At 68.4% G+C, this 26903-nt stretch carries 23 protein-coding genes and 1 tRNA gene; 11 read left to right on the top strand and 13 right to left on the bottom strand.

The window, feature by feature from the left end; all coding sequences use genetic code 11:
- Positions 1-179: 179 nt before the first annotated feature.
- Positions 180-1790 (top strand): protein kinase, encoded by a 1611-nt coding sequence (locus ACFVDP_RS16420; protein ID WP_383489686.1) that lies wholly within the window; start codon positions 180-182, stop codon positions 1788-1790.
- 139 nt (positions 1791-1929) lie between these two features.
- Here the strand turns inward: ACFVDP_RS16420 and ACFVDP_RS16425 are convergent, their stop codons facing one another.
- Positions 1930-3405 carry a hypothetical protein gene (locus ACFVDP_RS16425; protein WP_383489689.1) on the bottom strand — a complete coding sequence of 492 codons (1476 nt, stop codon included), beginning with the start codon at positions 3403-3405 and terminating at the stop codon, positions 1930-1932.
- Positions 3406-3610: 205 nt separating this feature from the next.
- Complete coding sequence (locus ACFVDP_RS16430; protein WP_003999697.1) at positions 3611-3739, bottom strand: DLW-39 family protein; 129 nt, start codon at positions 3737-3739, stop codon at positions 3611-3613.
- A 335-nt stretch (positions 3740-4074) separates the two neighbouring features.
- On the opposite strand from ACFVDP_RS16430, the gene ACFVDP_RS16435 reads away from it, so the two are divergent.
- Positions 4075-4410: a DUF6344 domain-containing protein gene (locus ACFVDP_RS16435; RefSeq protein WP_383489692.1), complete on the top strand. Its 336-nt coding sequence runs from the start codon at positions 4075-4077 to the stop codon at positions 4408-4410.
- Positions 4411-5066: 656 nt separating this feature from the next.
- On the opposite strand, the gene ACFVDP_RS16440 is transcribed toward ACFVDP_RS16435, so the two are convergent.
- The 9 genes from ACFVDP_RS16440 to dnaA form a co-directional block, all read right to left on the bottom strand.
- A tRNA-Ile gene (locus ACFVDP_RS16440) sits at positions 5067-5140 on the bottom strand.
- A gap of 120 nt (positions 5141-5260) precedes the next feature.
- Positions 5261-5953 carry a DUF3566 domain-containing protein gene (locus ACFVDP_RS16445; protein WP_383489695.1) on the bottom strand — a complete coding sequence of 231 codons (693 nt, stop codon included), beginning with the start codon at positions 5951-5953 and terminating at the stop codon, positions 5261-5263.
- A gap of 18 nt (positions 5954-5971) precedes the next feature.
- Entirely contained in the window at positions 5972-8602 is a 2631-nt protein-coding gene (gene gyrA / locus ACFVDP_RS16450) for a DNA gyrase subunit A (RefSeq protein ID WP_383489698.1), read from the bottom strand.
- A 42-nt stretch (positions 8603-8644) separates the two neighbouring features.
- A complete protein-coding gene (gene gyrB, locus ACFVDP_RS16455) occupies positions 8645-10717 on the bottom strand; it encodes a DNA topoisomerase (ATP-hydrolyzing) subunit B (protein ID WP_383489701.1) in 2073 nt (690 codons plus the stop codon).
- 275 nt (positions 10718-10992) lie between these two features.
- Complete coding sequence (locus ACFVDP_RS16460; RefSeq protein ID WP_383489704.1) at positions 10993-11535, bottom strand: DUF721 domain-containing protein; 543 nt, start codon at positions 11533-11535, stop codon at positions 10993-10995.
- Positions 11532-12656, bottom strand: a complete 1125-nt coding sequence (gene recF, locus ACFVDP_RS16465; RefSeq protein ID WP_383489707.1) for a DNA replication/repair protein RecF — start codon at positions 12654-12656, stop codon at positions 11532-11534. The genes ACFVDP_RS16460 and recF overlap by 4 nt, the downstream gene beginning before the upstream one ends.
- Positions 12657-12769: 113 nt before the next feature.
- Positions 12770-13645 (bottom strand): phosphogluconate dehydrogenase (NAD(+)-dependent, decarboxylating), encoded by an 876-nt coding sequence (gnd, locus tag ACFVDP_RS16470; protein ID WP_383489710.1) that lies wholly within the window; start codon positions 13643-13645, stop codon positions 12770-12772.
- Positions 13646-13815: 170 nt separating this feature from the next.
- Complete coding sequence (gene dnaN, locus ACFVDP_RS16475) at positions 13816-14946, bottom strand: DNA polymerase III subunit beta (protein ID WP_383489714.1); 1131 nt, start codon at positions 14944-14946, stop codon at positions 13816-13818.
- A gap of 902 nt (positions 14947-15848) precedes the next feature.
- A complete protein-coding gene (dnaA, locus tag ACFVDP_RS16480) occupies positions 15849-17945 on the bottom strand; it encodes a chromosomal replication initiator protein DnaA (protein ID WP_383489717.1) in 2097 nt (698 codons plus the stop codon).
- Positions 17946-18352: 407 nt separating this feature from the next.
- Here dnaA and rpmH point away from each other — a divergent pair, with 407 nt between their 5' ends.
- From rpmH to ACFVDP_RS16525, 9 genes are all read left to right on the top strand, one after another.
- Complete coding sequence (rpmH, locus tag ACFVDP_RS16485) at positions 18353-18490, top strand: 50S ribosomal protein L34 (protein ID WP_003967884.1); 138 nt, start codon at positions 18353-18355, stop codon at positions 18488-18490.
- Between the two features lie 20 nt (positions 18491-18510).
- The gene (rnpA, locus tag ACFVDP_RS16490; RefSeq protein ID WP_383489720.1) at positions 18511-18882 is read left to right on the top strand and encodes a ribonuclease P protein component; all 372 of its coding nucleotides are present in this window, start codon (positions 18511-18513) and stop codon (positions 18880-18882) included.
- Positions 18879-19229, top strand: a complete 351-nt coding sequence (gene yidD / locus ACFVDP_RS16495; RefSeq protein WP_351449324.1) for a membrane protein insertion efficiency factor YidD — start codon at positions 18879-18881, stop codon at positions 19227-19229. The genes rnpA and yidD overlap by 4 nt, the downstream gene beginning before the upstream one ends.
- Positions 19230-19237: 8 nt before the next feature.
- The gene (gene yidC, locus ACFVDP_RS16500; RefSeq protein WP_383489724.1) at positions 19238-20557 is read left to right on the top strand and encodes a membrane protein insertase YidC; all 1320 of its coding nucleotides are present in this window, start codon (positions 19238-19240) and stop codon (positions 20555-20557) included.
- Positions 20558-20614: 57 nt separating this feature from the next.
- Positions 20615-21124 (top strand): protein jag, encoded by a 510-nt coding sequence (locus ACFVDP_RS16505; RefSeq protein WP_383489726.1) that lies wholly within the window; start codon positions 20615-20617, stop codon positions 21122-21124.
- A gap of 111 nt (positions 21125-21235) precedes the next feature.
- Complete coding sequence (gene rsmG / locus ACFVDP_RS16510; protein WP_383489729.1) at positions 21236-21952, top strand: 16S rRNA (guanine(527)-N(7))-methyltransferase RsmG; 717 nt, start codon at positions 21236-21238, stop codon at positions 21950-21952.
- Positions 21953-22261: 309 nt separating this feature from the next.
- The gene (locus ACFVDP_RS16515) at positions 22262-23338 is read left to right on the top strand and encodes a ParA family protein (protein WP_383490420.1); all 1077 of its coding nucleotides are present in this window, start codon (positions 22262-22264) and stop codon (positions 23336-23338) included.
- Entirely contained in the window at positions 23335-24438 is a 1104-nt protein-coding gene (locus tag ACFVDP_RS16520) for a ParB/RepB/Spo0J family partition protein (RefSeq protein WP_383489732.1), read from the top strand. Before ACFVDP_RS16515 ends, ACFVDP_RS16520 begins: the two co-directional genes overlap by 4 nt.
- 303 nt (positions 24439-24741) lie before the next feature.
- The gene (locus ACFVDP_RS16525) at positions 24742-25359 is read left to right on the top strand and encodes a GNAT family N-acetyltransferase (RefSeq protein ID WP_383489735.1); all 618 of its coding nucleotides are present in this window, start codon (positions 24742-24744) and stop codon (positions 25357-25359) included.
- Between the two features lie 98 nt (positions 25360-25457).
- Here the strand turns inward: ACFVDP_RS16525 and trxA are convergent, their stop codons facing one another.
- Both trxA and trxB read right to left on the bottom strand, forming a co-directional pair.
- On the bottom strand, positions 25458-25790 hold the full coding sequence (gene trxA, locus ACFVDP_RS16530) for a thioredoxin (protein WP_111663056.1): 333 nt from the start codon (positions 25788-25790) through the stop codon (positions 25458-25460).
- A 46-nt stretch (positions 25791-25836) separates the two neighbouring features.
- Positions 25837-26814, bottom strand: a complete 978-nt coding sequence (gene trxB, locus ACFVDP_RS16535; protein ID WP_383489739.1) for a thioredoxin-disulfide reductase — start codon at positions 26812-26814, stop codon at positions 25837-25839.
- Positions 26815-26903 lie beyond the last annotated feature (89 nt).

The following is a 26903-nucleotide window of genomic DNA, read 5'->3' on the forward strand; positions in this document are numbered from 1 at the left end:
CTGGGGGGTGGTTCGCTACGGGCTGGTAACCATAGGTTCGACTTCAGGAGGTCACCGCGGGTAGGCGTGTTGTGTACCCCCTAAAATCGACGGCGCCCACGGGCCGCGCCGGGCGATCTCGCGCGACGTCCGATGGAGCCCTGCGCAGCGTGGGCCCGGGAGGGGAGCGACGCACGACCATGGGTGAGGTCTTCGCCGGCCGGTACGAACTGGCCGACCCCATCGGCCGCGGGGGAGTGGGCGCCGTGTGGCGCGCCTGGGACCACCGCCGCCACCGCTATGTGGCGGCCAAGGTCCTGCAGCAGAGCGACGCCCACACGCTGCTGCGCTTCGTGCGCGAGCAGGCTCTGCGCATCGATCATCCGCACGTCCTGGCTCCGGCGAGCTGGGCCGCGGACGACGACAAGGTCCTGTTCACCATGGATCTGGTGTCGGGCGGCTCGCTGGCCCATCTGATCGGCGACTATGGGCCGCTGCCCCCGCAGTTCGTCTGTCTCCTGCTCGACCAGCTGCTGGCCGGGCTCGCCGCGGTGCACGGGGAAGGCGTGGTGCACCGCGACATCAAACCGGCCAACATCCTGCTGGAGGCCACCGGCACCGGCCTGCCGCATCTGCGCCTGTCGGACTTCGGCATCGCGATGCGCAAGGGCGAGCCGCGGCTGACCGAGGCCAACTATGTGGTGGGCACCCCCGGATACATCGCCCCTGAGCAGGCACTGGGCGCCGAACCGGACTTTCCCGCCGACCTGTTCGCCGCCGGCCTGGTCGCGCTCTATCTCCTGGAAGGCGCCAAGCCGGACAGCAAGGCCCTGATCGAGCACTTCGCGGAACACGGCACCCCCGGACCGCCGCAAGGCGTCCCCGGGCCGCTGTGGGGTGTCCTCGCGGGGCTGCTGCAACCGGATCCCGAAGCCCGCTTCCGCACCGCGACCGGCGCCCGCAAGGCGCTGCTCGCCGCCGCCGAACTCCTGCCGGAGCCGGGCCCCGACGACGAGCTGATCGAGGTCTTCGACCAACTCGGGCCGCTGCCGCCCGGATTCAGCCCCGAAGGGCCCGCCACACGCGGCCGCAGGGCCCGCCCTCTGCACGCCCCCACAGCCCCCTCGCCCGCGCCCGCTGCCTCGCACACCCAGTCGACGGTGGTGCCCGAGCGGCCACAGTCGCCGCCCGTGCCCGAGAAGCCGCTCACGCCACCGCCACCACCACCGGTGCCGCCGCTCACTCCCGGGCCGACGCCCACGCCCACCTTCACGCCGGAACCCGAGCGTCCCCAGCTCCCCGAGCGCCCTCAGGACTCCCAGGACCCCCACAACACTCAGGGCTCCCAGAGCACTCAGAACCCCGCCGAGCAGCCGGTCACGAAAGCCCCTCTCCCCTCCATGTCGGAGACGGGCAGCTTCCACCTCCCGCCGCCGGCCGCGCCCGCGCCCGCCCCCGAGTCTGAAGAACAGTCCCCGCCGCCACCCGCGGTGCCTCCGATGCCACCGGTCCAGCCCGTCACGCCTCCGCCCACGCCGGTCACCGATCCTCAGCGCCCGGCACTCACCCCTCGGGCGAAATCCCCGGTTCCCGTCGTCACGTCCCCCCATGGCCTCTCCCTCTCCCCTCGTCCCGCACACACAGTGACGACCGCGACCCCGCCCGACCAGGATCGTCACTCTCTGTACGCACCGGAGAGCGGGGAAGTTCCCCGTCGCCGCCCCGGACCACCCCCAAGGGTGACGATCCCGGTCGTGCTCCTCGCGCTGCTCTGTTTCGCCGTGGGGATCTGGGCCCTGACACAGACCTGACACCGGGCCCGCACGCGCATCGGCCCGGCGATCCTCGACCCGCTGCCCTCGACCCGCCGCTCCCCCGGGTCCGGCGATCCTCAGCCCGGCACCCCGCCGCCCAGGCCCCCGCCGCCCGGCACCCCTCGCCCCGCTCCCCTCAGTTCCGCACCCCCACCCGCCGCACCGCGACGAACCGCCACACCCCGAGCCACAGCAGCAACGCCGTCCCCGTCCCGATGCCGGCGACGCCGATCACCGTCATCGCCGCGCTCCCCGGCGACGTAGAAGAGGAGGCGGCGGAGCTCGACCCTGCTCCCGCGGACGGTCCAGAACCGGCGTCGGCGCCAGAACCCGAACCGGCCGAGTCACCGCTCCCACGCCCCTCGTCGGCGGACCCGCCCGCAGCGCCGCCCCGCGCGACCTCCAGGCCCTTCCACACGGCCCCGCCCGCGCCGTTCTCCGCGGCCTTCAGGTCCGCCTCCGTCACCTGGAAGTCCCCCGCGTCCCGCACATAGTCGGGCGGCCGGACCGCGTTCCCGTCGACGGTCACCCGCAGCGTCACCAGCGACGACTTGTCCCCGAGCTTCTCGGCCACCGCCGGATTCACGGTGACCTTGAGGTAGTACCAGCCGGCGAACCGCATCGCCGCCTGTTCGTCGCGCGACAGTTGCCGGTTCTCGTAGGCCACGGGCGGCAGCGGATCGAGCGACACCGAGGCCGGTTCACCCGCGTACAGGGTGTCCTTCGCCGTGACCGGGGCCCGCGCCGGGTTGTACAGCTGCACGTCGAACGCGTCGGTCACGGTGCCCCCGTGCGCGGAGCGGTCCGTCGAAGCGCCCAGCTCGGCGTCGACGTACAACTGCTGTCCCCAGTCCACGGGGACCCGGAAGAAATGGCTCTGCCCGGATCCGACCCGGTCCTTCCAGACCCCGCCCGACAGGGCCCGCGCATCGTTGAAGCCGGTGCCGCCGCTGCGCTGTGTGCCGGTTCCCGACGGCGGCTGCACCGACGCCGACGACCAGCTCCGCGGGCCCTCGGTGGACGCCGAAGTGACCAGGCCGGGCTCGGTGGCCACCTTCAGTTCGAGGCCCCAGGTCCCGCCCGTCGAGTCGGCCTCCGCGACCCTCTCCACGGCGATGTCGTAGGTCTCGGCCGCCTGACACCGCAGACCGCCCGTCTTCACGAGCCGCTCGACGACGGCCGCGACCGGCCGCGGATACGCGCCGGAACGGAAAGTCGCGCGCTGGGAGTCACACTCGTTCCCGCCGCTGTCCTGAAGGGTCACGGTGACCCCGTCCGAGGACGCCGCCTTCACCCCCGAGCCGAGCGGGGGAACCGCGACCACCGAGACATACGCGTTGGCGGCGCCGTCCAGGTTCACGCGGTAGTGGGCGGTGGCCTCCGCCCCGAGCGAACTCCGGTACGTCTCGCCGGTCGTGAGCCGGGGCGCACCTGTGCTGCTCTGCGTTCCTCGTACGTTCTGCGCGCCCTCGGCGAAGACATACGCGTCGCTCGCCCCGGTACCGGCCGCTCCGGCCGACGCCGGAACCCCGCACAGCCCCACCCCGGCAACGACCGCCACCCAGGCCCGGCCGCGCCGTCCCTCCATCAGCCGCCTCATGAGTCCCCTCATGGACCGCCATCCTGCCGCCCCGAGCCGTGCACTGTCCGCCCGGCGCCGTAAATCCCGCCATCCACTTTGCCGACGCAAGCGACTCCGTCGCATACGCGAACATGACGCCGGCAGCCTGCACAGCTCACGGAATCCCGCACCCGGACAGCACGGAGCCCCGGCCGCTACTGCGACCGGGGCTCCGTGACGAGACTGTTGTCGATACTCACGAACCCGTGGGCACGGAGTCGGTCGCCTCCGTCCACAGATCCTGCTCGGCGCGATCCGCCTGGATCTGGCGGTACACGAGGAGCCCGCCGATGGCGGCCAGTGCGACCAGGAGAAGCTTCTTCACCGCGCGACCTCGTCTTTCCTTGACGTAGGGGACCTCTGGCGCCCGACTATACACACCGACCGATACCGATCGGTGACCTGGATCGGCCTCAACTCCCGCACCCGGTAGAGCAGTCGAACCGGAGCATCCAACTCCAGGGTTCATCCCTGTCTCATTCCCGGACTGTGAGATTCGCTGCTTTTCAGCAGTCATGGCACTCATTGCCCCCACTTGCGGCCATCCGAGTGGTGTTCATCTGAAGATCGACGCGCCACGAGGGTCGGTCCCACCGTCGAGGCCCTGCGTACACATCATGAGGAAAGTACGCAAATCGCCCTACCTGAAAGTGAGGGGCCATGACCAAGAACAAGGTCATGACGATGTGGACCATCGTCATCTCAGCCTTCATCGCACTCTTCTCGGCACTCGGTCTCGTCTCCCCGGCCGCCGCGGCCACTCCCGTCCAGCACACGGAGGAGGCGCACCGGGCCATCGAGGCCGACGCCCCCGCCGCCACGACGGCCCATCCCTTCTGGGCCTTCAAGAGGTCCCTGCCACCGACGATGAAGCAGCGCATCCGCGCCGAGGCCCACGGTTCCTCCCCCAGCTGCCGCACCCGCCCGCCGGCCGACTCCGAGCAGTCCGACAGCGACACGGAACTGGCGAACGAAGCTCTCGCGGGGCACCTGTAGCCCGTACGGCACCACCCCGCGACATCAGTGAGCAGCAGAAGCCGGCGCGAAAGCGCGGCACACGCTGCGGCAGGAACAGCACGTGGCAAGGAACAGCACGTGGCAAGAACAGCGCACCACAAGCGGCACAGAACATTTGCAGCACGCGGTGAGCACACAGCAAGCGCACGCAAGACAGTCGGTACGCACAACAGGTAGTACCGGCGTCGCACAGCACGCACATCAGGCGGTACCAGCAACAAGTAGTACTGGTAGCGCGTAGCGCGCACATCAGGCAGTACCAGTAACAAGTAGTACCGGTAGCGCATAGCGCGCACGACAGCCACAACAGGCAGTACGCACACGGGACGCGACGCGGCACCGCGCACAGCGGCATGCCCACGCCGACCACAGGACTCACCGGCCCACCATCAGGTGGTGGCCCCCGTACAACCAAAGACGGCAAGACCCACCAGGCCCCAGCCAGCTCATCCGGCTGAGAGGGCCCTTTCGGCATGCCCTGCCGACGTGCGGCAGAGACTGTCGACGCTCAGCAGCAGTGGCCTCGTTCCGACGGGCGTCAGTCGGTCCCGGCCGGCAGGTGCACGGGGCTCTCAGCCCTCACCTGCGGATGCCAAAAGACCCCCGATCCAATGGACCGAGGGTCTTCTCGTATGTGGGGCTAACAGGATTTGAACCTGTGGCCTCATCCTTATCAGGGATGCGCTCTAACCAACTGAGCTATAGCCCCGCCGCGCTCTGCGGTGTGTGTCCCGCGCGCTGACTCCTGAAGATTAGCGCACTGGGGGGCCAGTCCCAAAATCGATAGTCCTGGCCCACCCACCAGCGGGTCTTCAGGCCGCCACGCGGCTCATTCGTCCTCGGCGAGCGTGAGCTCGATGCCGCCGACGAAGCCCGCGGAGAGGTTGTAGATGAACGCGCCGAGCGTCGCGAGAGCCGTCGCGAGGACGACGTCGATGACCGCGATGACCGTCGTGAACATCAGCACGCGCGGAAGCGACAGGAACGACTGGAGGTCGAAGCCGTTGCCCTCGTTCGAGCCCGTGGCCTCGGAGATCGTGCCACCGACCGTGGAGAAGACGCCCATGGCGTCCATGACCATCCACAGCACGGCGGCCGCGATGATCGTGCAGATGCCCAGCGCGATGGACAGCAGGAAGCTGACCTTCATCACCGACCACGGGTCGGCCTTGGCGACGCGCAGGCGGGCCTTGCGGGTGCGCGGGGTGGTGCGCGCCCCCGTACGCGGCCTGCGGACCGCTCCGGCCGCCGGTGCGTTCTGGTACGCCTGTGGCGGGTGATACGGGCCGGCCGGCTGCTGCGGCTGCTGCCGCTCGCCGGGCAGGGCCCCGCCGCCATCGGCGGCGTACTGCTGGGTCTGCGGACCTCGGGTGTCCGTCACAGTTCCCCCCTGGGATCCATGAGACTCGTGCGCGTTCGCCGAGCCGCTCGAGTCCTTGACGTCGCGAGCGGAGCCACGGCCGCTCTCCGATTCCGTACCGGTGGATGTCCCGGTAGAGCCTGCGCCCGTGGCTCCGCTCACGATGACTCTCTCCTCGCGCTACTCGGCCGGGGACTGCTCGCCCTCGTCCGTTCCGACAGCCGTCTCGCCCTGGGCCGATTCGTCGGTCTCGGCGCCGTCCACCAGCTCGGCGGCCCCGTCGACTTCCTCGGCCTCGCGGCCGGCCTCGGCATTACGTGCGATGCCGACGACGGCATCGCGCTTGCCCAGGTTGATCAGTTGGACGCCCATGGTGTCACGGCCCGTCTCCCTGACCTCGTTGACTCGCGTACGAATCACACCGCCGGACAGCGTGATGGCGAGGATCTCGTCCGTCTCCTCGACCACCAGCGCGCCGACCAGCGAGCCGCGGTCCTCCACGATCTTGGCGGCCTTGATACCGAGGCCACCGCGACCCTGGACGCGGTACTCGTCGACGTTGGTCCGCTTTGCGTACCCACCGTCGGTGGCGGTGAACACGAACGTACCCGGCCTGACGACATTCATCGAGAGCAGTTCGTCGCCCTCGCGGAAACTCATGCCCTTCACGCCGCTGGTGGCACGGCCCATCGGGCGCAGTGCGTCGTCCGTCGCGGTGAACCGGATGGACTGCGCCTTCTTACTGATGAGCAGCAGATCGTCCTCGGAGGAGACCAGCTCGGCGCCGATCAGCTCGTCGTCGGAACCGTCCGCCGCCTCACGGAGATTGATGGCGATGACGCCACCGGAACGCGGCGAGTCGTAGTCCTTCAGGGACGTCTTCTTCACCAGGCCCGCCTTGGTGGCGAGCACCAGGTAGGGCGCGGCGTCGTAGTCGCGGATCGCGAGGATCTCGGCGATCGCCTCGTCCGGCTGGAAGGCCAGCAGGTTCGCCACGTGCTGCCCGCGCGCGTCGCGTCCGGCGTCCGGGAGCTCGTACGCCTTCGCGCGGTACACGCGCCCCTTGTTGGTGAAGAAGAGCAGCCAGTGGTGCGTCGTGGACACGAAGAAGTGGTCGACGATGTCGTCTTCCTTGAGCTTCGTGCCGCGTACGCCCTTGCCGCCGCGCTTCTGGGAGCGGTAGTCGTCCGTCTTGGTCCGCTTGACGTAGCCGCCGCGCGAGATCGTGACGACGATGTCGTCTTCGGCGATGAGGTCCTCGATGGACATGTCGCCCTCGAAGGGGACCAGCTTGGAGCGCCGGTCGTCGCCGAACTTGTCGACGATCGCCTGCAGTTCCTCGCTGATGATCTGGCGCTGCCGCTCGGGCGAGGCCAGGATCGCGTTGTACTCGTTGATCTTCTGCTGCAGTTCGTCGTGCTCGGCGACGATCTTCTGGCGCTCCAGGGCGGCGAGGCGGCGCAGCTGCATCTCGAGGATGGCGTTGGCCTGGATCTCGTCGATCTGGAGGAGCCCCATGAGGCCCTCTCGCGCGATGTCCACGGTGTCGCTGCGCCGGATGAGGGCGATGACCTCGTCGATGGCGTCCAGGGCCTTCAGGAGGCCACGCAGGATGTGCGCGCGCTCCTCGGCCTTGCGCAGCCGGAACTTCGTCCGGCGGACGATGACCTCGATCTGGTGCGTCACCCAGTGGCGGATGAACGCGTCCAGGGAGAGCGTGCGCGGCACGCCGTCCACCAGCGCCAGCATGTTGGCGCCGAAGTTCGTCTGGAGGTCGGTGTGCTTGTACAGGTTGTTCAGCACGACCTTGGCGACGGCGTCGCGCTTGAGCACGATCACCAGGCGCTGGCCGGTGCGGGACGACGTCTCGTCGCGGACGTCCGCGATGCCGCCGACCTTGCCGTCCTTCACCAGGTCGGCGATCTTCTGCGCCAGGTTGTCGGGGTTCACCTGGTAGGGCAGTTCCGTGACCACCAGGCACTGGCGGTTCTGGATCTCCTCGACCGCGACGACCGCGCGCATCGTGATGGAGCCGCGACCGGTGCGGTACGCCTCCTCGATGCCCTTGCGGCCGACGACCAGGGCACCGCTCGGGAAGTCGGGGCCCTTGATGCGCTCGACCAGCGCGTCCAGGAGATCCTCGTGCGAGGCCTCCGGGTTCTCCAGGAACCACTGGGCGCCGGCGGCGACCTCGCGCAGGTTGTGCGGCGGGATGTTGGTGGCCATGCCGACCGCGATGCCTGCCGAACCGTTGACCAGCAGGTTCGGGAAGCGGGACGGCAGGACGGTCGGCTCCTGGGAGCGGCCGTCGTAGTTGTCCGTGAAGTCGACGGTCTCCTCGTCGATGTCACGGACCATCTCCATGGACAGCGGCGCCATCTTGCACTCGGTGTAGCGCATGGCGGCCGCCGGGTCGTTGCCCGGAGAGCCGAAGTTTCCGTTGGAGTCCACCAGCGGCATGCGCATCGACCACGGCTGGGCGAGGCGCACCAGGGCGTCGTAGATCGAGGAGTCGCCGTGCGGGTGGTAGTTACCCATGACGTCACCGACGACGCGGGCACACTTGTAGAAGCCCTTCTCGGGCCGGTAGCCGCCGTCGTACATGGCGTACAGGACGCGACGGTGGACGGGCTTGAGACCGTCCCGTACGTCGGGCAGTGCGCGGGAGACGATGACGGACATCGCGTAGTCGAGGTAGGAGCGCTGCATCTCCGTCTCGAGCCCGACGGGCTCGATCCGCATCGCGATGGCGCCGTCCTCAGGCTCTGGAGTGCTGGGATCCGTGGCAGGGGTGGGGGTCTCGTCGGCCATTGCTGGTGAAGATCCTTTCTGTGGCGGTCAGCTGAGACCGACTCAGATGTCGAGGAAGCGGACATCCTTGGCGTTGCGCTGGATGAACGAACGGCGTGCCTCGACGTCCTCACCCATCAGGACCGAGAACAGGTCGTCGGCCTGGGCGGCGTCGTCGAGCGTCACCTGGCCGAGGACGCGGTGCTCCTGGTCCATGGTTGTGATGCGCAGCTCCTCGGCGTTCATCTCGCCGAGACCCTTGAAGCGCTGGACCGAGTCGTCCCTGATGCGCTTGCCGGCCTGGCGGCCCAGCTCGATGAGGGCGTCGCGCTCACGGTCCGAGTAGGCGTACTCGAAGTCGTCCCGGCCCCACTTGATCTTGTAGAGCGGGGGCCGCGACAGGAAGACGTGGCCCGCCTCGACCAGCGGCCGCATGAAGCGGAACAGGAACGTCAGCAGCAGGGTGTTGATGTGCTGGCCGTCGACGTCGGCGTCCGCCATCAGGATGATCTTGTGATAGCGGAGCTTCTCGATGTCGAAGTCCTCGTGGACACCGGTACCGAAGGCGGAGATCAGCGCCTGGATCTCCTGGTTCTGCAGGATCTTGTCGATCCGCGCCTTCTCGACGTTGAGGATCTTTCCTCGGATCGGGAGGATCGCCTGGTACTGCGGGTTTCGGCCGGACTTCGCGGAGCCGCCGGCGGAGTCACCCTCGACGATGAAGATCTCGCACTTGGTCGGGTCGTTCGACTGGCAGTCGGAGAGCTTGCCCGGCAGGGACGCCGACTCCAGCAGGCCCTTGCGGCGCGTCAGGTCGCGCGCCTTGCGGGCCGCCACGCGCGCGGTGGCCGCCTGGATGGACTTGCGGATGATGTCCGACGCCTCGACCGGGTTCCGGTCGAGCCAGTCCGTGAGGTGCTCGTGCACGACCTTCTGCACGAAGGTCTTCGCCTCCGTGTTGCCCAGCTTGGTCTTGGTCTGGCCCTCGAACTGCGGCTCGCCCAGCTTGACCGAGATGATCGCGGTCAGACCCTCGCGGATGTCGTCACCCGTGAGGTTGTCGTCCTTCTCGCGCAGCAGCTTCTTGTCGCGCGCGTACCGGTTGATGAGACCGGTCAGCGCGGCGCGGAAGCCCTCCTCGTGGGTGCCGCCCTCGTGCGTGTGGATCGTGTTGGCGAAGGAGTAGACGCCCTCGCTGTAACTACTGTTCCACTGCATGGCGACCTCGATGGACAGGAGCTTCTCCTTGTCCTCCGCCTCCAGGTCGATCACCGACTCGTGGATGACGTCGCCCTTGCGGGAGTTGAGGTACTTCACGAAGTCGACGATGCCGCCCTCGTAGAAGTACGTCACCGTGCGCGGCTCGAAAGCCGTGTCGTCGCCCGCCTCCGCGGCGTCGGCGCCTGCGGTGGCCTTGGCCGACTCGCGCTCGTCCGTGAGCTTGATCGTCAGGCCCTTGTTGAGGAAGGCCATCTCCTGGAAGCGCCGCGACAACGTCTCGAAGTCGTAGTCGGTGGTCTCGAAGATGTCGCCGTCGGCCCAGAAGGTGACCGAGGTGCCGGTCTCCTCGGTGGCCTCGTGCTGCGCCAGAGGGGCGGTCGGAACGCCCGCCTTGTAGTCCTGCGTCCAGCGGTGGCCGTCGGTACGGATCTCGACGGCGACCTTCGTCGACAGGGCGTTGACGACGGAGACGCCGACGCCGTGCAGACCACCGGAGACGGCGTAACCGCCGCCGCCGAACTTGCCGCCCGCGTGCAGGACGGTCAGCACGACCTCGACGGCCGGCTTCCCCTCGGACGGGATGATGCCTACGGGGATACCGCGGCCGTTGTCGATGACGCGGACGCCGCCGTCGGGCAGGATCGTGACGTCGATCGTGTCCGCGTGGCCGGCCAGCGCCTCGTCGACGGAGTTGTCCACAACCTCCTGCACCATGTGGTGCAGGCCACGCTCACCGGTCGAGCCGATGTACATGCCGGGTCGCTTGCGGACCGCGTCCAGCCCTTCGAGGACAGTGATCGCGCTGGCGTCGTAGGAGGCCTCTGTGGCCCCTACGTGCGCCTCGGCGTCGGTGGACGGGATGATCTCGTTGGGGTTGCCGGAATCGGCCACGAAGCGCCCTTTCTGGCACAGCACAAGCCCTGCTCCCGGCTGGTGGCCGGAGCGGCTGCGGCGTGTTGGTTCGGTAGGCCCTAGTCAGCGTTGCTCGGTGCGTCCCACAAGTGGGGCGGGATTGCTCTCCAGTGTACCGGTAGCGCCGACAGTGATGGGGGTTTGCCGGTACCTGAGTCCGCACGTGCCGCCCTCAACCGGTCTCGGCCGACTCCCCCTATGGGGAAAGGGGCTCCAAGAGGCTCACAGCGGCACTCAGCGCTTCGAGGTGTCAACCAGCAGCTACCGTGACCGCGCTCTCACCCGTAGGTGGGGTCGTGACCGGTGCTTCCGGGGGCGCGCAGGGGGCCGTAGCGACGGGGGCCACCGCCGGGATTCTTGATGTCGATGCGTCGCACGGTGCCGTGCCCGAGGTCCTCGTTCAGGCGCCTGACCAGCTGCGGAGCAAGCATCCTGACCTGCGTCGCCCAGGCCGTCGAGTCGCACTGCACCACCAGGACGCGCTCGTCCTCGTCGTATTTCTGCGGCACGCAATGTTTGGCGAGATCCTCACCCACGATCTGCGGCCAGCGGCCCATCACTCCGCCGACGGCGGCCGGCGCTTCCCAGCCGCGCTCGGTGATCAGCCGGTTGATGGCGGCGCCGAGCCCCATCGGGTCGCGCCCGTCGGCGCGCGCCCCGGAACGCAGTCCGCCGCCGCGCCGCGCCTGCTTCTTCTGCTGCGCGGAGGCGCCACGCGCGCGTGCCGCCTCTTTCGCCGCGCGCAGCGCCACGCGCGCGAGGTCGACACCGGACGGCTCGGGACCGCCCTCGGGCTGCTGCTTCGGCTCCTCGGCGCTCACAGCCGCTCCACGGTGCCTTCGGAGACCGCGTACCGGGTGCCGGTCAGCACGCCGGGTACGTCGTCGTCGACCGCCGCCGTCACCAAGACCTGCTCACCGGGGGCCACGAGCTCCGCCAGGCGCTCGCGGCGGCGGGCGTCCAGCTCGGCGAAGACGTCGTCGAGGACGAGCACCGGCTCGTTCCCCTCGGCCCGCAGCAGGTCGTACGAGGCCAGGCGCAGCGCCAGCGCGTACGACCAGGACTCGCCGTGGCTCGCGTACCCCTTGGCGGGGAGCCGGCCCAGCTTGAGCAGCAGCTCGTCCCGATGCGGTCCTACGAGGGTGACGCCCCGCTCGATCTCCTGCTTGCGCGCGCTTTCCAGGGCGGCGAGCAACTGCTCGTAGAGCTCCTCGCGCGCGTGGCCGACGATTTCCGGCGAGGACGGCTTGTACTCGAGGGCGACCGGTCCGCCGCCGGGAGCCAGCTGCTCGTACGCCTTGTCGGCCAGCGGCTGCAGTGTCGCGATCAGGTCGAGTCGCTGGGCGAGCAGCTCCGCGCCCGCGCGCGCGAGGTGCTGGTCCCACACGTCGAGGGTGGACAGGTCCATGGAGCGGCCGCCGTGGCGCCGGGCGAGGGCCGCGGACTTCAGCAGCGTGTTGCGCTGCTTCAGGACGCGGTCGTAGTCGGAGCGGACTCCGGCCATGCGCGGCGAGCGGGCGGTGATCAGCTCGTCGAGGAAGCGGCGGCGCTCGCCGGGGTCGCCCTTGATGAGCGCGAGGTCCTCGGGCGCGAACAGCACCGTCCGGACGATTCCCAGTACGTCGCGCGGCCTGACCTGCGAGGACCTGTTGATGCGGGCGCGGTTGGCCTTGCCGGGGTTCAGCTCCAGCTCGACCAGTTGCTGGCGCTCGCCCTGACGCACCTGAGCCCGGATGACGGCCCGCTCGGCGCCCATGCGCACCAGGGGCGCGTCGGAGGAGACGCGGTGGCTGCCCAGGGTGGCCAGATAGCCGACGGCCTCGACGAGGTTCGTCTTGCCCTGCCCGTTGGGACCCACGAACGCGGTGACGCCCGGGTCGAGAGCGACCTCGGCCCGGGCGTACGAGCGGAAGTCGGCCAGCGACAGATGCGTGACGTGCATGGTCGTGGGCCGACCTCCCCCAACGTTCTCAACAGCGGTTGTCTACAGCTGTGGACTACTTCTGTGCGTTGTCCGCAGTGGTGCTTCTCCGAGTCGCGCGGTGCGTCTCTGAGTCACTTCTTCTCGACGGCGTGCCCGCCGAACTGGTTGCGCAGCGCCGCGATCATCTTCATCTGCGGCGAGTCCTCCTGCCGCGAGGCGAAACGCGCGAAGAGGGAGGCGGTGATCGCCGGCAGCGGCACGGAGTTGTCGATGGCTGCTTCCACAGTCCAGCGGCCTTCTCCGGAGTCCTGTGCGTAACCGCGCAGCTTGTCCAGGTGCTCGTCGTCGTCCAGGGCGTTGACCGCCAGGTCGAGCAGCCAGGAACGGATGACCGTGCCCTCCTGCCAGGAGCGGAAGACCTCGCGCACGTCGGTGACCGAGTCCACGGCCTCGAGGAGCTCCCAGCCCTCGGCGTAGGCCTGCATCATGGCGTACTCGATGCCGTTGTGAACCATCTTGGCGAAGTGGCCCGCGCCGACCTTGCCCGCGTGGACCGAGCCGAAGTCGCCCTCCGGCTTCAGGGCGTCGAAGACCGGCTGGACCTTGGCGACGTCCTCGGCGGAGCCGCCGTACATCAGCGCGTACCCGTTCTCCAGGCCCCAGACGCCGCCGGAGACGCCGCAGTCGACGAAGCCGATGCCCTTGGCGGCCAGCTCGCCTCCGTGCTTCTCGTCGTCCGTCCAGCGCGAGTTGCCGCCGTCGACGACGATGTCGCCGGGCTGCAGCAGCTCGGCCAGCTCGTCGACGGTGGACTGGGTCGCGGCACCGGCGGGGACCATCACCCACACCACGCGCGGACCCTTGAGCCTGCCCACAAGCTCTTCCAGGCTGTGGACGTCCGCGAGATCCGGATTGCGGTCGTAGCCGATGACGGTGTGGCCTGCGCGGCGGATGCGCTCGCGCATGTTGCCGCCCATCTTGCCGAGGCCGACGAGACCGAGCTCCATCAGTGGTTCCTTACGTTGCGACGGGGCGTGAGGTGGGGGGTGGAGCGGTACGGGCAAGCACGCGCGCGTGCCGTCTCGTACCCGCGTCCGAGCCTAGCCCCGGACGCTCCCGCACACCTGTGGACAGAGCCGCTCCGGTGGACCCTGGAGCGGCTCGCCCTTCGGTGGCCTCAGCCCGACAGCCGCACCGGCATGATCAGGTACTTGTACGCGTCGTCCGCCTCGGCGTCCACGGCCGGCCGGCCGGAGAGCAGCGCGGGCTTGGTGGACGTCGTGAACGACAGCTGGGCGACCGGGGAGTCGATCGCGCTCAGGCCGTCCAGCAGGAACGTCGGGTTGAAGGCGATGGAGATGTCGTCGCCGTCCAGCTGGGCGTCGACCCGCTCCACAGCCTGTGCGTCGTCGCTGGAGCCGGCCTCCAGGATGAGCACACCCTGCTCGAAGCTGAGCCGCACAGGGGTGTTGCGCTCGGCGACCAGGGCCACGCGCTTGACGGCCTCCACGAAGGGGGCGGTCTCGATGACGGCGATGGAATTGAACTCCGTCGGGAACAGCGTGCGGTACTTCGGGAGGTCGCCCTCCAGGAGGCGGGTGGTCGTGCGACGGCCCGCGCCCTCGAAGCCGATGAGGCCCTCGCCCGCACCCGAGCCGGACAGCGCCAGGGTGACCGTGTCGCCGCTCGTGAGCGCCTTGGCGGTGTCCAGGAGCGTCTTGGCGGGCACCAGGGCCACCGCGGACGCCTCGGAGTCCTCCGGCTTCCACTGGAACTCGCGGACGGCGAAGCGGTAGCGGTCGGTGGACGCCAGCGTCACCGTGTCGCCCTCGATCTCGATGCGCACACCGGTGAGGACGGGCAGCGTGTCGTCACGGCCGGCGGCGATGGCGACCTGCTGGGCGGCGGAGGCGAACACGTCGCCGGGGACGGTGCCCGTGGCGGTCGGCATCTGCGGCAGCGCCGGGTACTCCTCCACAGGGAGCGTGTGGAGTGTGAACCGCGAGGAGCCACAGACCACGGTCGCCCGTACACCGTCTGTGGAGATCTCCACCGGACGGTTCGGCAGGGCGCGGCAGATGTCGGCGAGCAGGCGGCCGGAGACGAGCACCGTGCCCTCCTCGTCGATCTCCGCATCCACGGAGACGCGTGCCGAGACCTCGTAGTCGAAGCTCGACAGGCTGAGCGCGCCCTCCTCGGCCTTCAGCAGAAGGCCCGCGAGGACGGGCGCAGGCGGTCGTGCCGGAAGGCTGCGCGCCGCCCAGGCCACCGCCTCCGCGAGTACGTCGCGTTCCACCCGGATCTTCACTTAAGCCGCCTCCTGCTGTTGCTGGCTGCTCTCGCCCTGCATCGGTCTTCGGTCTTCGTCGGCTGACGTCGGTGTCGCTCGGCCCACAGCTGGGGAGAACACCGGGGACCAGTCTGACGCACCGCACTGACAGCTGGTGCCTTCCTCGGTCAAGTCATGCCGAGGCGCGGTCGAGGTGCCGAGAGCGAGTTGTGCACAGCCCCCGCTTCGATACGGATTCCCAGCTCTCTCTAGTTGTCAGTAGTAGTAGGGGCTGTGGAAACCGTGGAAAACCTCTTTTTCGCAGGTCAGAGGCGGTTTTTTGTCCACTGCGCCTGTGGGCCGTGCCGGTGGACAACCGGGGGTTTCTGTGGACGGGCGAAAGTTCTGCACACCCGATGCACAGGCAGAGGCGACTTCTCCCCAGCGCCGTCCCCAGCTTTACCCGCGTTCCCCACAGCCCAACCGACCCCCTTGGTGTGACGCCTTTCACTCGCGACGGTGATGAGGCGCGTCGCGTTGCCGAACAGTGGACAGCCGTGTGGAGAAGCTCCTGATCGCTGTGCACAACAGCTGGCATCCTGTGGGGCGACGGTGGACAACGGCATGCACACCCTGTGGACGAAAAATCTGTCCACAGCCTGTGGAGACTTTCTGTCCACCAATCCACAACCCTCTGACCTGGCCTGATTCCCTACGGTGCGCCTGCGCTGTGGACGCCGTCTGGACAACTTTTCGGTCCCCAGGGTGTGGACCGAAAAAACCCGGCACATCTGTGGAGAACTCCCGTAACTCGCCGCGGAATCGAACACCGGCTCAGTTCCGGCGACCGTGTCGCACCCACAGGCACACGAAGAAGGGCGCCCCGGAAGCCGTTCCGGAGCGCCCTTCAGTGACGTACGAGAGCCGCGAGCGGCCTTCCGTCAGCCGTTCTTGATGCGGTTGGTCAGCTCGGTGACCTGGTTGTAGATGGAGCGCCGCTCGGCCATCAGCGCGCGGATCTTGCGGTCGGCGTGCATCACGGTCGTGTGGTCGCGGCCGCCGAACTGCGCGCCGATCTTCGGCAGGGAGAGGTCGGTCAGCTCACGGCACAGGTACATCGCGATCTGGCGGGCCGTCACGAGCACGCGGCTGCGCGAGGATCCGCAGAGGTCCTCCACGGTGAGCCCGAAGTAGTCCGCGGTCGCCGCCATGATGGCCGGCGCGGTGATCTCCGGGGAGGCGTCCTCGCCGCCGGGGATCAGGTCCTTGAGGACGATCTCCGTCAGCCCCAGGTCCACCGGCTGCCGATTGAGCGAGGCGAACGCCGTGACGCGGATCAACGCCCCTTCCAGCTCACGGATGTTCCGCGAGATGCGGGACGCGATGAACTCCAGTACCTCCGGCGGCGCGTTGAGCTGCTCCTGCACCGCCTTCTTACGGAGGATCGCGATCCGAGTCTCCAGCTCGGGCGGCTGGACGTCCGTGATCAGGCCCCACTCGAACCGGTTGCGCAGCCGGTCCTCCAGGGTCACCAGCTGCTTGGGCGGCCGGTCGCTGGAGAGCACGATCTGCTTGTTCGCGTTGTGGAGCGTGTTGAAGGTGTGGAAGAACTCCTCCTGCGTCGACTCCTTGTCCGCGAGGAACTGGATGTCGTCGACGAGCAGGATGTCCATCTCGCGGTACCGCTTGCGGAAGGAGTCGCCCTTGCCGTCGCGGATCGAGTTGATGAACTCGTTGGTGAACTCCTCCGAGCTCACATACCGCACGCGCGTGCCCGGATAGAGACTGCGGGCGTAGTGCCCGATGGCGTGCAGCAGGTGGGTCTTGCCGAGGCCCGACTCCCCGTAGATGAAGAGGGGGTTGTACGCCTTGGCGGGCGCCTCGGCGACGGCGACCGCGGCCGCGTGCGCGAAGCGGTTCGACGCGCCGATGACGAACGTGTCGAAGAGGTACTTGGGGTTCAGGCGCGCGGTCGGCTCACCGGGGCCCGTCGCGGGCGCCGGCTGCGCGGCCAGCGGACCCGGGGCGCCCGACGGCACCCCGCGGCCGGGGCCGCCGTCGTGTCCGTGACGGCCGCCCATGCCACCCATGCCGCCCATCGTGGGCTCGCCGCCGTCCCGTCGCGGCCGGCTCTCGCGCGGCGACGCGTCGTAGCCGCCCCGCTCGTCATAGGGGGAGCGCTCCTCGTAGGAAGGGCGCTCCACCGGCTTCTGCTCGTACGGCGAGCGCTCCGGCTGCTGGTTGTAGCGGCCGCGCTCCGGCTCGTAACCCTGCGACTCGTAGGGCGAGCGCTCCTGCTGCCGGTAGTCGTGCTGGGGCTGCTGCGGGGGCGATGCGTACGGGTCGCGCTCGGGGAAGCCGAGCCGCTGCTGCTGCCATCCGTAGTCGTCCTGCTGCGGCCGGGGCCAGGCGCCGGGCTGCGGGCGCTGGTAGTCCGGGTAGGCGGGGCGGGCGGTCGGCAGCTGGTCCTCGCGCTCACGGTCCTGCTCGCGCGGGGACGGCGGCTGCTGGTCGCGCTGCTCGCTCCGGGGGCCGGCCTGGCCGCCCTGGCCCCGGTCGTCCCTGCTCCGGCGCTCGTACGGGTCGTAGCCGTCGTAGGCGTCACGGCCGTCGTACGTGTCACGGGTGTCACGACTGTCACGGGCGTCTCGGCTGTCGTACGGCTCGTGCCCCTGGCCGGGCGCCGAAGACGGCTCAGTGTCCTCGTAGTCCTCGTAGCGCTGCTGCTGAACCGGCGGGGCCGGGGGCGCGGGCGGCTCGCCCATGGAGTCGTCGACCGTGATCGCGATCCGGATGGGGCGACCGCACTCGCGGCTGAGCGTCTCGCTCACGACCGGTGCGAGCCGGCCTTCGAGTACGCCCTTCGCGAATTCGTTGGGCACCGCGAGCAGGGCCGTGTCGGCGACCAGGGCCAGGGGCTGGCAGCGCTTGATCCAGTGTTCGTCCTTCGTCTCGACGCCCTGCCCGCGCCCTTCCCCGAGGAGTTGCTCCAGAACTCGTGGCCACACTGCGGCAAGATCGGCAGGTACGTCAGCCACAGGGCACGCTCTCTCGCTGGTCCCACGAACGTGTGATTCCTGGGACGGGTTGGGTGGGGAGGCCGGAGCCGGGTCGGTAAGGAAACCGGGTGGGGTGGTGAGAAGGGAACGAATCGGAGTTCAGCCACGGTAGTCAGCGCGACCGCTGCGGTTCAAGTTGTTGTCCCCAGCCTGTGGACAGTGTCTCCCGCGTGACGCTGGTTTGACCGGATGGCGTAGCCGCGCGTACCGTGACCAGGTCGAGTTGTCGATGGCTGCTGCCGCCTGCCTCCGATGGGCAAGGTCACGGTCCACAAGTTTGCAGTGGTCCGTCTAGCGGTGCACTCGGGCGTATTGCGAGCTACTCGTGGGCGCACGGTGACAGCCAGGCGATGTCCCGCCATCCCAAGTTTTTCAGGAGCCCCCGAGTGAGCAAGCGCACCTTCCAGCCGAACAACCGTCGTCGCGCCAAGACCCACGGTTTCCGCCTTCGCATGCGGACCCGCGCCGGTCGTGCGATCCTCGCCAACCGCCGTGGCAAGGGTCGCTCCAGCCTGTCCGCCTGATCACATAAACAGGTCATGACGTGCTGCCTACCGAGCATCGGCTGAGGCGGCGCGAGGACTTCGCGACCGCGGTACGACGAGGTCGTCGGGCCGGACGCCCGCTTCTTGTCGTCCATCTACGCAGCGGTTCAACGGACCCGCACGTGCCTGGGGAGAGCGTTCCCCCGTCGCGTGCGGGTTTCGTCGTGAGCAAGGCCGTGGGCGGCGCCGTCGTACGGAACGCGGTGAAGCGCAGGCTTCGACACCTCATGCGCGACCGAGTGGCTTTGTTGCCCCCAGGTAGCCTGGTAGTCGTACGTGCGTTGCCCGGTGCGGGTGACGCCTCCCACGCACAGCTGGCCCGAGACCTGGATGCCGCCCTGCAGCGGCTGCTGGGAGGGGGCGCGCGATGAAGTACCCACTGCTTGCATTGATCAAGATCTACCAGTGGACCATCAGTCCACTGCTCGGTCCGGTGTGCAAGTACTACCCGTCGTGCTCCCACTACGGCTTCACGGCCATCGACCGGCACGGCGCGATCAAGGGAACAGCCCTCACTGCCTGGCGGATCCTCCGGTGCAATCCGTGGTCCCACGGTGGTGTCGATTACGTTCCGCCGCGTAAGCGGCCGCGCTGGCACGAGATGCTCCGCGACGCCTTGCGCGGGGACAAGAAAGCGGCCCCCGTCGTTCAGGACGACAGTGCCACTGCCCAGGACAGCCCGTCCGCAGCGACCCCGCCCCATGCCCAAGGAGCCTGATCAGGGACATGATTTCCGATATCGTCAACGCGATTTCTGGTGTCTTCGCGTTTCTCACGACCCCGGTGTCCTGGGTCATCGTCCAGTTCCACAAGGTCTTCGGGGCCATCTTCGGCCCTGACACTGGATGGGCCTGGGGTCTCTCCATCGTGTCCCTGGTGGTGCTGATCCGCATCTGCTTGATCCCGCTCTTCGTGAAGCAGATCAAGTCGACGCGCAACATGCAGCTGCTCCAGCCTCAGATGAAGGCGATCCAGGAGCGCTACAAGAACGACAAGCAGCGTCAGTCCGAAGAGATGATGAAGCTGTACAAGGAGACGGGCACCAACCCGCTCTCCTCGTGCCTTCCCATCCTCGTGCAGTCGCCGTTCTTCTTCGCGCTCTACCACACGCTGGCCGGCATCGCCGAGAACAAGAAGATCGGCGTCATCGACCAGTCGCTGCTCGACAGCGCGCAGAAGGCCCACATCTTCGGTGCTCCGCTGGCCTCGAAGTTCATGGACACGGCCGAAGAAGTGTCCAAGATGGGCGCCACGCTGATGGACGTCCGCGTCGTCACGGCGGTCATGATCATCATGATGTCGGCGTCGCAGTTCTACACGCAGCGCCAGCTGATGACGAGGAACGTCGACCTCACGGTCAAGACGCCGTTCATGCAGCAGCAGAAGATGCTGATGTACGTCTTCCCCGTCATCTTCCTGTTCATGGGCATCAACTTCCCCGTCGGTGTCCTCGTCTACTGGCTGACCACCAACGTGTGGACCATGGGCCAGCAGATGTACGTGATCAGCCGGAACCCCACCCCCGGCAGCAAGGCCCAGGCCAAGATGCTCGAGGGTCTGACGAAGCACGTGGTCGACCACTCCGCGACCCGCACCAAGCGGGAGCGGAACATCGTCAAGGCGATCGTCGCCAAGGGCCGGGACCGCAACGAGTACGAGCGCAAGTTCATCAACGGTCTGACCAAGGCCAGCCTCGCCGCGCAGGCCGACGGAACCGTGGTGGCGAGCTCGGCCGCGACCGCGGTCCTGGACGAGGACGGCACGCCGGCGTCGGGCGCTCCCAAGCGCCAGCAGCCCAAGCGCCAGTCCAAGTCGCAGCGCCAGACCGGGCCCACGGGCAAGGCCGAGGGCACCGCGCAGGCTTCGGGGAAGCCGTCGCTGGAGAAGAAGGACGGACCCGAGGACGCCGAGTCCAAGGACGCCAAGCCGCAGAACGGCCAGGGCAGCGCCAAGGCCAAGCCCGCGGGTGGTAACCAGGCGCGCAGCAAGGCCAAGTCCGGGCAGCGCAAGGGCCCGCAGCGGCCCAAGTCCCCGTCCAAGAAGTAAGACCTCCCCGTAAGACGTTGGCGCAAGCCGGCCTTTGACTCAAGAAGGAGTCCTCCCGTGACGGAAGGCACCACCTCCGCTCCTGAGGGTGGCGACACCCTGACCCGCCTCGAGCAGGAGGGCGAGGTCGCTGCGGACTACCTCGAGGGTCTGCTGGACATCGCCGACCTCGACGGTGACATCGACATGGACGTCGAGGCCGACCGCGCCGCGGTGTCCATCGTCAGCGACTCGAGCAGCCGCGATCTGCAGAAGCTGGTCGGCCGTGACGGTGAGGTTCTCGAGGCTCTTCAGGAGCTGACCCGCCTCGCGGTGCACCGGGAGACCGGGGACCGCAGCCGTCTGATGCTGGACATCGACGGGTACCGGGCCAAGAAGCGCACCGAGCTCACCGAGCAGGGTGCCAAGGCCGCGGCCGAGGTGAAGAACAGCGGTGAGCCGGTCAAGATGCAGCCGATGACGCCGTTCGAGCGCAAGGTCGTGCACGACGCGGTCAAGGCCGCCGGACTGCGCAGCGAGTCCGAGGGCGAGGAGCCGCAGCGCTTCGTCGTCGTGCTTCCTGCCTGAGCGGCACGTCGCTCTCCGGCCCCGTCTGTTCGCAGGCGGGGCCGATCTTTGTCAGCCTGTTCATCAGCCACCCCCTGCGGTGGAGCGGTGAGGTACGGAAGGACGGTCCCCGTGACGGAGGCAGCAGAACTCCCCCCGGCTCCGGAGCTTGCTCGGGAGGTTTTCGGCGAGCGCTTCCCGGACGCGGTCCGGTACGCGGAGCTTCTCGCTGACGCGGGTGTGCGGCGTGGCCTCATCGGCCCCCGCGAAGTGCCGCGACTGTGGGAGCGGCACATCCTGAACTGCGCGGTGCTCTCCGAGGTCGTGCCGGAGGGTGTCACCGTGTGCGACGTGGGTTCGGGTGCCGGACTGCCGGGCATCCCGCTGGCCCTGGTCCGCCCGGACCTCAAGATCACGCTCCTTGAGCCGCTGCTGCGGCGTACGACGTTCCTCACCGAAGTCGTCGAGCTGCTCGGGCTCGACCATGTGACAGTGGTGCGCGGCCGGGCCGAGGAAGTCCTCGGCAAGCTGCCGCCCGTCCACGTCGTGACGGCCCGGGCCGTGGCACCGCTGGACCGGCTCGCGGCGTGGGGCGTTCCGCTGCTGCGGCCGTACGGAGAGATGCTCGCGCTCAAGGGCGACACCGCCGTGGAAGAGCTCAAGGGCGCCGGTGCGGCTCTGAGTAAGCTCGGTGCCGTCGAGACCTCAGTGCTTCAGGTCGGTGAGGGCGTGGTGGACCCGCTCTCGACCGTGGTGCGGGTGGAGGTCGGGGAGAGCCCGGGCGGTGTGCGTTTCGCCGCCAAGCGGGCCAAGGCGGCCCGCACGGGGCGCGCCCGGCGCAGGCGTTGAGCCCCTGACGCGGTGGTGATGAGTACCGCTGATCCGTTCTGAGAACCAGCGGTACTCCACAAAAGCTGTCAAACGTACGCATCTCGGGGTGTCGCACGGGTGCGTGCCGGGCCGCGGTGCATCGTGTTTCACGTGAAACGTCGCTCACTGCTGCATGGCATCATCAGTCGCGGCCGCGCAGCGGCCGCTCCCCGCGACCGTAAGCCCCTCGGAACACTTCAGTCGTCCCCTGTTACGGGCACGAAGTTGTCCACAGAAGGGGATTCATCCACAGAAGACCGGGCCTCGCTGGTTCTCGACCCCGAAGGCATGGGAGGCTCTGTTCATTGTGAGCCTGAAGTCGAGGAGAGTGAATCCTTGCGGTCCGACGCCAACATCGCGGGACCGATGACCGATCCGGTCCCCGGTCCCCGTACCGAATCGGCGGGGGAGGATGTTTCACGTGAAACACCGCCCCCGATGGACGACACACCCATCGGTCGCGCTGCCCAACTGGCAGTGGAAGCTCTCGGTCGTGCAGGCGAGGGCCTGCCGCGTCCTGAGCAGACCCGCGTCATGGTGGTGGCCAACCAGAAGGGCGGGGTCGGCAAGACCACGACGACCGTCAACCTTGCCGCGTCGCTCGCGCTGCACGGTGCACGCGTCCTCGTGATCGACCTGGACCCGCAGGGCAATGCCTCGACGGCGCTCGGGATCGACCACCACGCCGAAGTGCCTTCCATCTATGACGTGCTGGTGGAGAGCAGGCCGCTCTCGGACGTCGTCCAGCCGGTCGCGGACGTGGAAGGGCTCTTCTGCGCTCCGGCCACCATCGATCTCGCTGGTGCGGAGATCGAGCTGGTCTCTCTGGTGGCACGTGAGAGCAGACTCCAGCGGGCGATCCAGGCGTATGAGCAGCCGCTGGACTATGTCCTCATCGACTGCCCGCCCTCGCTCGGACTGCTGACCGTCAACGCGCTGGTGGCCGGCGCGGAAGTGCTGATCCCGATCCAGTGCGAGTACTACGCGCTGGAGGGACTCGGCCAGCTTCTGCGCAACGTGGATCTCGTCCGTGGGCACCTCAACCCCACGCTGCACGTCTCGACGATCCTGCTCACGATGTACGACGGACGCACCCGGCTGGCCTCTCAGGTCGCCGACGAGGTCCGCAGCCACTTCGGCAAGGAAGTACTGCGGACGAGCATTCCTCGCTCGGTCCGCATCTCGGAAGCGCCGAGCTACGGGCAGACCGTTCTGACCTACGATCCGGGGTCGAGCGGTGCGCTCTCCTACCTTGAGGCTGCGCGGGAGATGGCGCTGCGCGGCGTGGGCATCCACTACGACGACCAGCATGCCCACACAGGCACTCAACTCGACCAGCAGACCACCTCGGAGGGGATTCAGTGAGCGAGCGACGGAGGGGACTGGGCCGTGGTCTCGGCGCGCTGATTCCAGCTGCCCCCACACCTGAGAAGACGGTTCCGGCAGCTGCGGGAGGAGGAGTCTCTTCCTCTCCCGCCGCGGCGTCGGTTCTGACGGCAGAGCGCGGCGTGGCCGCGGCGAAGGTGGCATCGCTGTCGCAGGGCGATGTTTCACGGGAAACCGAGGCGTCGGCCGGCAGTGCCGCAGACGGCTTCGAGCGGCCCGCGGGTGCGTACTTCGCCGAGCTGCCGCTCGATGCCATCACGCCCAACCCGCGCCAGCCGCGCGACGTGTTCGACGAGGACGCCCTCGCCGAGCTCGTCACGTCCATCAAGGAAGTCGGCCTGCTGCAGCCTGTCGTCGTACGACAGGTGGGGCCTGCACGCTACGAGCTCATCATGGGCGAGCGGCGCTGGAGGGCTACCCGTGAGGCGGGCCTCGATCGCATTCCCGCCATCGTGCGAGCCACCGACGACGAGAAGCTTCTCCTCGACGCGCTCCTGGAGAACCTGCACCGGGCCCAGTTGAACCCGCTGGAAGAAGCTGCCGCCTACGACCAGCTGCTCAAGGACTTCAACTGCACGCACGACCAGCTGGCGGACCGCATCGGTCGTTCCCGCCCGCAGGTCTCCAACACCCTGCGGCTGCTGAAGCTCTCGCCGGCTGTGCAGCGACGGGTGGCGGCGGGTGTGCTGTCCGCGGGCCATGCCCGGGCGCTGCTCTCCGTCGAGGACTCGGAGGAGCAGGACCGGCTCGCCCACCGCATCGTGGCCGAGGGGCTGTCGGTGCGGGCCGTCGAGGAGATCGTGACCCTCATGGGTTCGCGGCCCACCAGCACGACCCGGTCCAAGGGGCCGCGGGCCGGCGCGCGGGTCTCCCCGGCGCTGAGCAGTCTCGCGACGCGGCTCTCGGACCGGTTCGAGACGCGGGTGAAGGTCGACCTGGGCCAGAAGAAGGGCAAGATCGTCGTCGAGTTCGCCTCGATGGACGACCTGGAGCGCATCCTCGGCTCGCTCGCCCCGGGCGAAGGACCGGTTCTCCAGAACGGTCTCTCCGAGGAGGCCGAGAGCGACGAACAGGACTGACCGTCCTGTGCTGTGACAGGGAGCGGGCTGTGTCCGGTGTGTACCGGAACACGGCCCGCTCTTTGCTTTCTTACGGTATCGATGGAATCGCATCGTGGTTACGATGCGATCGGGAAGAGCGCATCCACCCGGCAGCACCTCAAGGGGAGGCGGGGTCATGCGATCGGTGAGTCGTACCGGACTGATGACCGCAGGTCTCGGACTGGGCGCGGTCGGCGGATTCGTCGGCAGTCTGCTCAGGGAACGAAGCGCTCTGACAGCCGCCCGTGCCGCGGCCGGCGGAGAAAGCGAGGAACTGCCTTCATGGGGCGTCGGCTCGTACCGCTCACACTGGACAACCTCCCGGACCTTCCCAAGCGGTGCCGGTCGTGTGTCTTCTGGGAGCTGGATCCGGTCAGCGGCCAAGCCGCAGTGAAGGCAGGAACTCCGGAGCTGGAAAAGGAAGCGTGGATCTCTGCGGTTCTGCTGGAGTGGGGATCCTGCGGTCGTGTCGTCTACGTGGACGACGTCCCGGTCGGCTTCGTGCTCTACGCGCCACCTGCCTATGTCCCGCGGTCCCTCTCGTTTCCCACGAGCCCTGTCTCCCCTGACGCCGTCCAGTTGATGACGGCCTGGATCATGCCGAGCCATCAGGGCCAGGGGCTCGGGCGGGTCATCGTGCAGACCGTCGCGAAGGATCTCCTGCGCAGAGGCTTCAAGGCGATCGAGGCCTTCGGCGACGCGCAGTGGAAAGAGCCGTCCTGTCTGCTGCCCGCCGACCATCTCCTGGCCGTCGGCTTCAAGACCGTCCGCCCGCACCCCTCGTACCCGCGGCTGAGGCTGGAACTGCGTACGACGCTGTCGTGGAAAGAGGACGTGGAGATGGCGCTGGACCGGCTTCTGGGGGCTGTACAGAAGGAGCCTGCACTCCGCCCGCTGTGAGGGACCGGAACGCCGAACGGGCCGACCCAAGAGGGTCGGCCCGTTCTTGTTTCACGTGAAACAACGTCCGTCGTCCGTGAAACGGCGTCCGTGGAGCATTACTCCGCGATGAAGTCCTCGAGGTCGCGCACAATGGCGGCCTTCGGCTTGGCGCCGACGATGGTCTTGGCGACCTCGCCGCCCTGGTACACGTTCAGCGTCGGGATGGACATGACGCCGTACTTGGCGGCCGTGCCCGGGTTCTCGTCGATGTTGAGCTTGACGATCTCGATCTTGTCGCCGTACTCGGCCGCGATCGCCTCGAGCGACGGGGCGATCTGGCGGCACGGACCGCACCAGGCGGCCCAGAAGTCGACCAGGACGGGCTTGTCGCTCTTCAGGACGTCCTCGTCGAAGGAGGCGTCCGTCACGTTCTTCAGGTTGCCGGCCACAGCGGGCTCCTCATTTCTATGGGGGTGCGAGAGGGGGAAGTCGGGGTCAGACGGTGGCGGTCTGGGTCTTCTCGGGCTCGGCGGCCTCGCCGTCGGCGAGAGCGGCCAGGAAGCGCTCGGCGTCGAGAGCGGCGGAGCAGCCGGTGCCGGCCGCCGTGATCGCCTGACGGTAGGTGTGGTCCACGACGTCGCCGGCGCCGAAGACACCGGTCAGGTTCGTCTGCGTCGACGGGGCCTGGACCTTCAGGTAACCCTCGTCGTCCAGCTCCAACTGGCCCTTGAAGAGCTCCGTGCGCGGGTCGTGGCCGATCGCGATGAACAGACCCGTCACCGGCAGCTCGGACGTCTCGCCCGTCTTCAGGTTGCGCAGCGTCAGACCGGCGAGCTTCGGGTCGCCCTTGATCTCCGCGACCTCGCTGTCCCACACGAACTTGATCTTCGGGTCGGCGATGGCGCGCTCCTGCATCGCCTTGGAGGCGCGCAGGGTGTCGCGGCGGTGGACGATCGTCACGGACTTGGCGAAGCGCGAGAGGAAGGTGGCCTCCTCCATCGCGGTGTCGCCGCCGCCGATCACGGCGATGTCCTGGTCCTTGAAGAAGAACCCGTCGCACGTCGCGCACCAGGAGACGCCACGGCCGGACAGCGCGTCCTCGTTGGGCAGGCCGAGCTTGCGGTGCTGGGAGCCGGTGGTGACGATGACGGCCTTCGCCCGGTGCACGGTGCCCGAGGTGTCGGTCACGGTCTTGATCTCACCGGTGAGGTCGACGGCCACGACATCGTCCGGGATGAGCTCGGCGCCGAAGCGCTCGGCCTGGCCGCGCATGTTGTCCATGAGCTCGGGGCCCATGATGCCGTCCTGGAAGCCCGGGAAGTTCTCCACCTCGGTGGTGTTCATCAGCGCGCCACCAGCGGTGACGGCGCCCTCGAACACCAGCGGCTTCAGCGACGCGCGCGCGGTGTAGAGCGCCGCCGTGTAGCCGGCGGGCCCTGAGCCGATGATGATCACGTTACGGACGTCACTCACGGCTTGATTCCTCGTCTCTGCGGGACTGCTGCGTACTGCCGGGGGAGCCTCTTCTCAGGACTCTCACCCCACCCAACGGATCCTACGGG

It is taken from the genome of Streptomyces sp. NPDC057694, assembly GCF_042799415.1.
Taxonomy (GTDB): Bacteria; Actinomycetota; Actinomycetes; order Streptomycetales; family Streptomycetaceae; genus Streptomyces.

Excerpts from the sequence above, each read along its gene's own strand:
- yidC (WP_383489724.1), top strand. The coding sequence starts at position 19,238 with ATGATTTCCGATATCGTCAACGCGATTTCTGGTGTCTTCGCGTTTCTC.
- ACFVDP_RS16515 (WP_383490420.1), top strand. The coding sequence starts at position 22,262 with ATGGGAGGCTCTGTTCATTGTGAGCCTGAAGTCGAGGAGAGTGAATCC.
- ACFVDP_RS16425 (WP_383489689.1), bottom strand. The coding sequence starts at position 3,405 with ATGAGGGGACTCATGAGGCGGCTGATGGAGGGACGGCGCGGCCGGGCC.
- ACFVDP_RS16420 (WP_383489686.1), top strand. The coding sequence starts at position 180 with ATGGGTGAGGTCTTCGCCGGCCGGTACGAACTGGCCGACCCCATCGGC.
- gnd (WP_383489710.1), bottom strand. The coding sequence starts at position 13,645 with ATGGAGCTCGGTCTCGTCGGCCTCGGCAAGATGGGCGGCAACATGCGC.
- ACFVDP_RS16435 (WP_383489692.1), top strand. The coding sequence starts at position 4,075 with ATGACCAAGAACAAGGTCATGACGATGTGGACCATCGTCATCTCAGCC.
- gyrA (WP_383489698.1), bottom strand. The coding sequence starts at position 8,602 with ATGGCCGACGAGACCCCCACCCCTGCCACGGATCCCAGCACTCCAGAG.
- ACFVDP_RS16525 (WP_383489735.1), top strand. The coding sequence starts at position 24,742 with ATGGGGCGTCGGCTCGTACCGCTCACACTGGACAACCTCCCGGACCTT.
- recF (WP_383489707.1), bottom strand. The coding sequence starts at position 12,656 with ATGCACGTCACGCATCTGTCGCTGGCCGACTTCCGCTCGTACGCCCGG.
- yidD (WP_351449324.1), top strand. The coding sequence starts at position 18,879 with ATGAAGTACCCACTGCTTGCATTGATCAAGATCTACCAGTGGACCATC.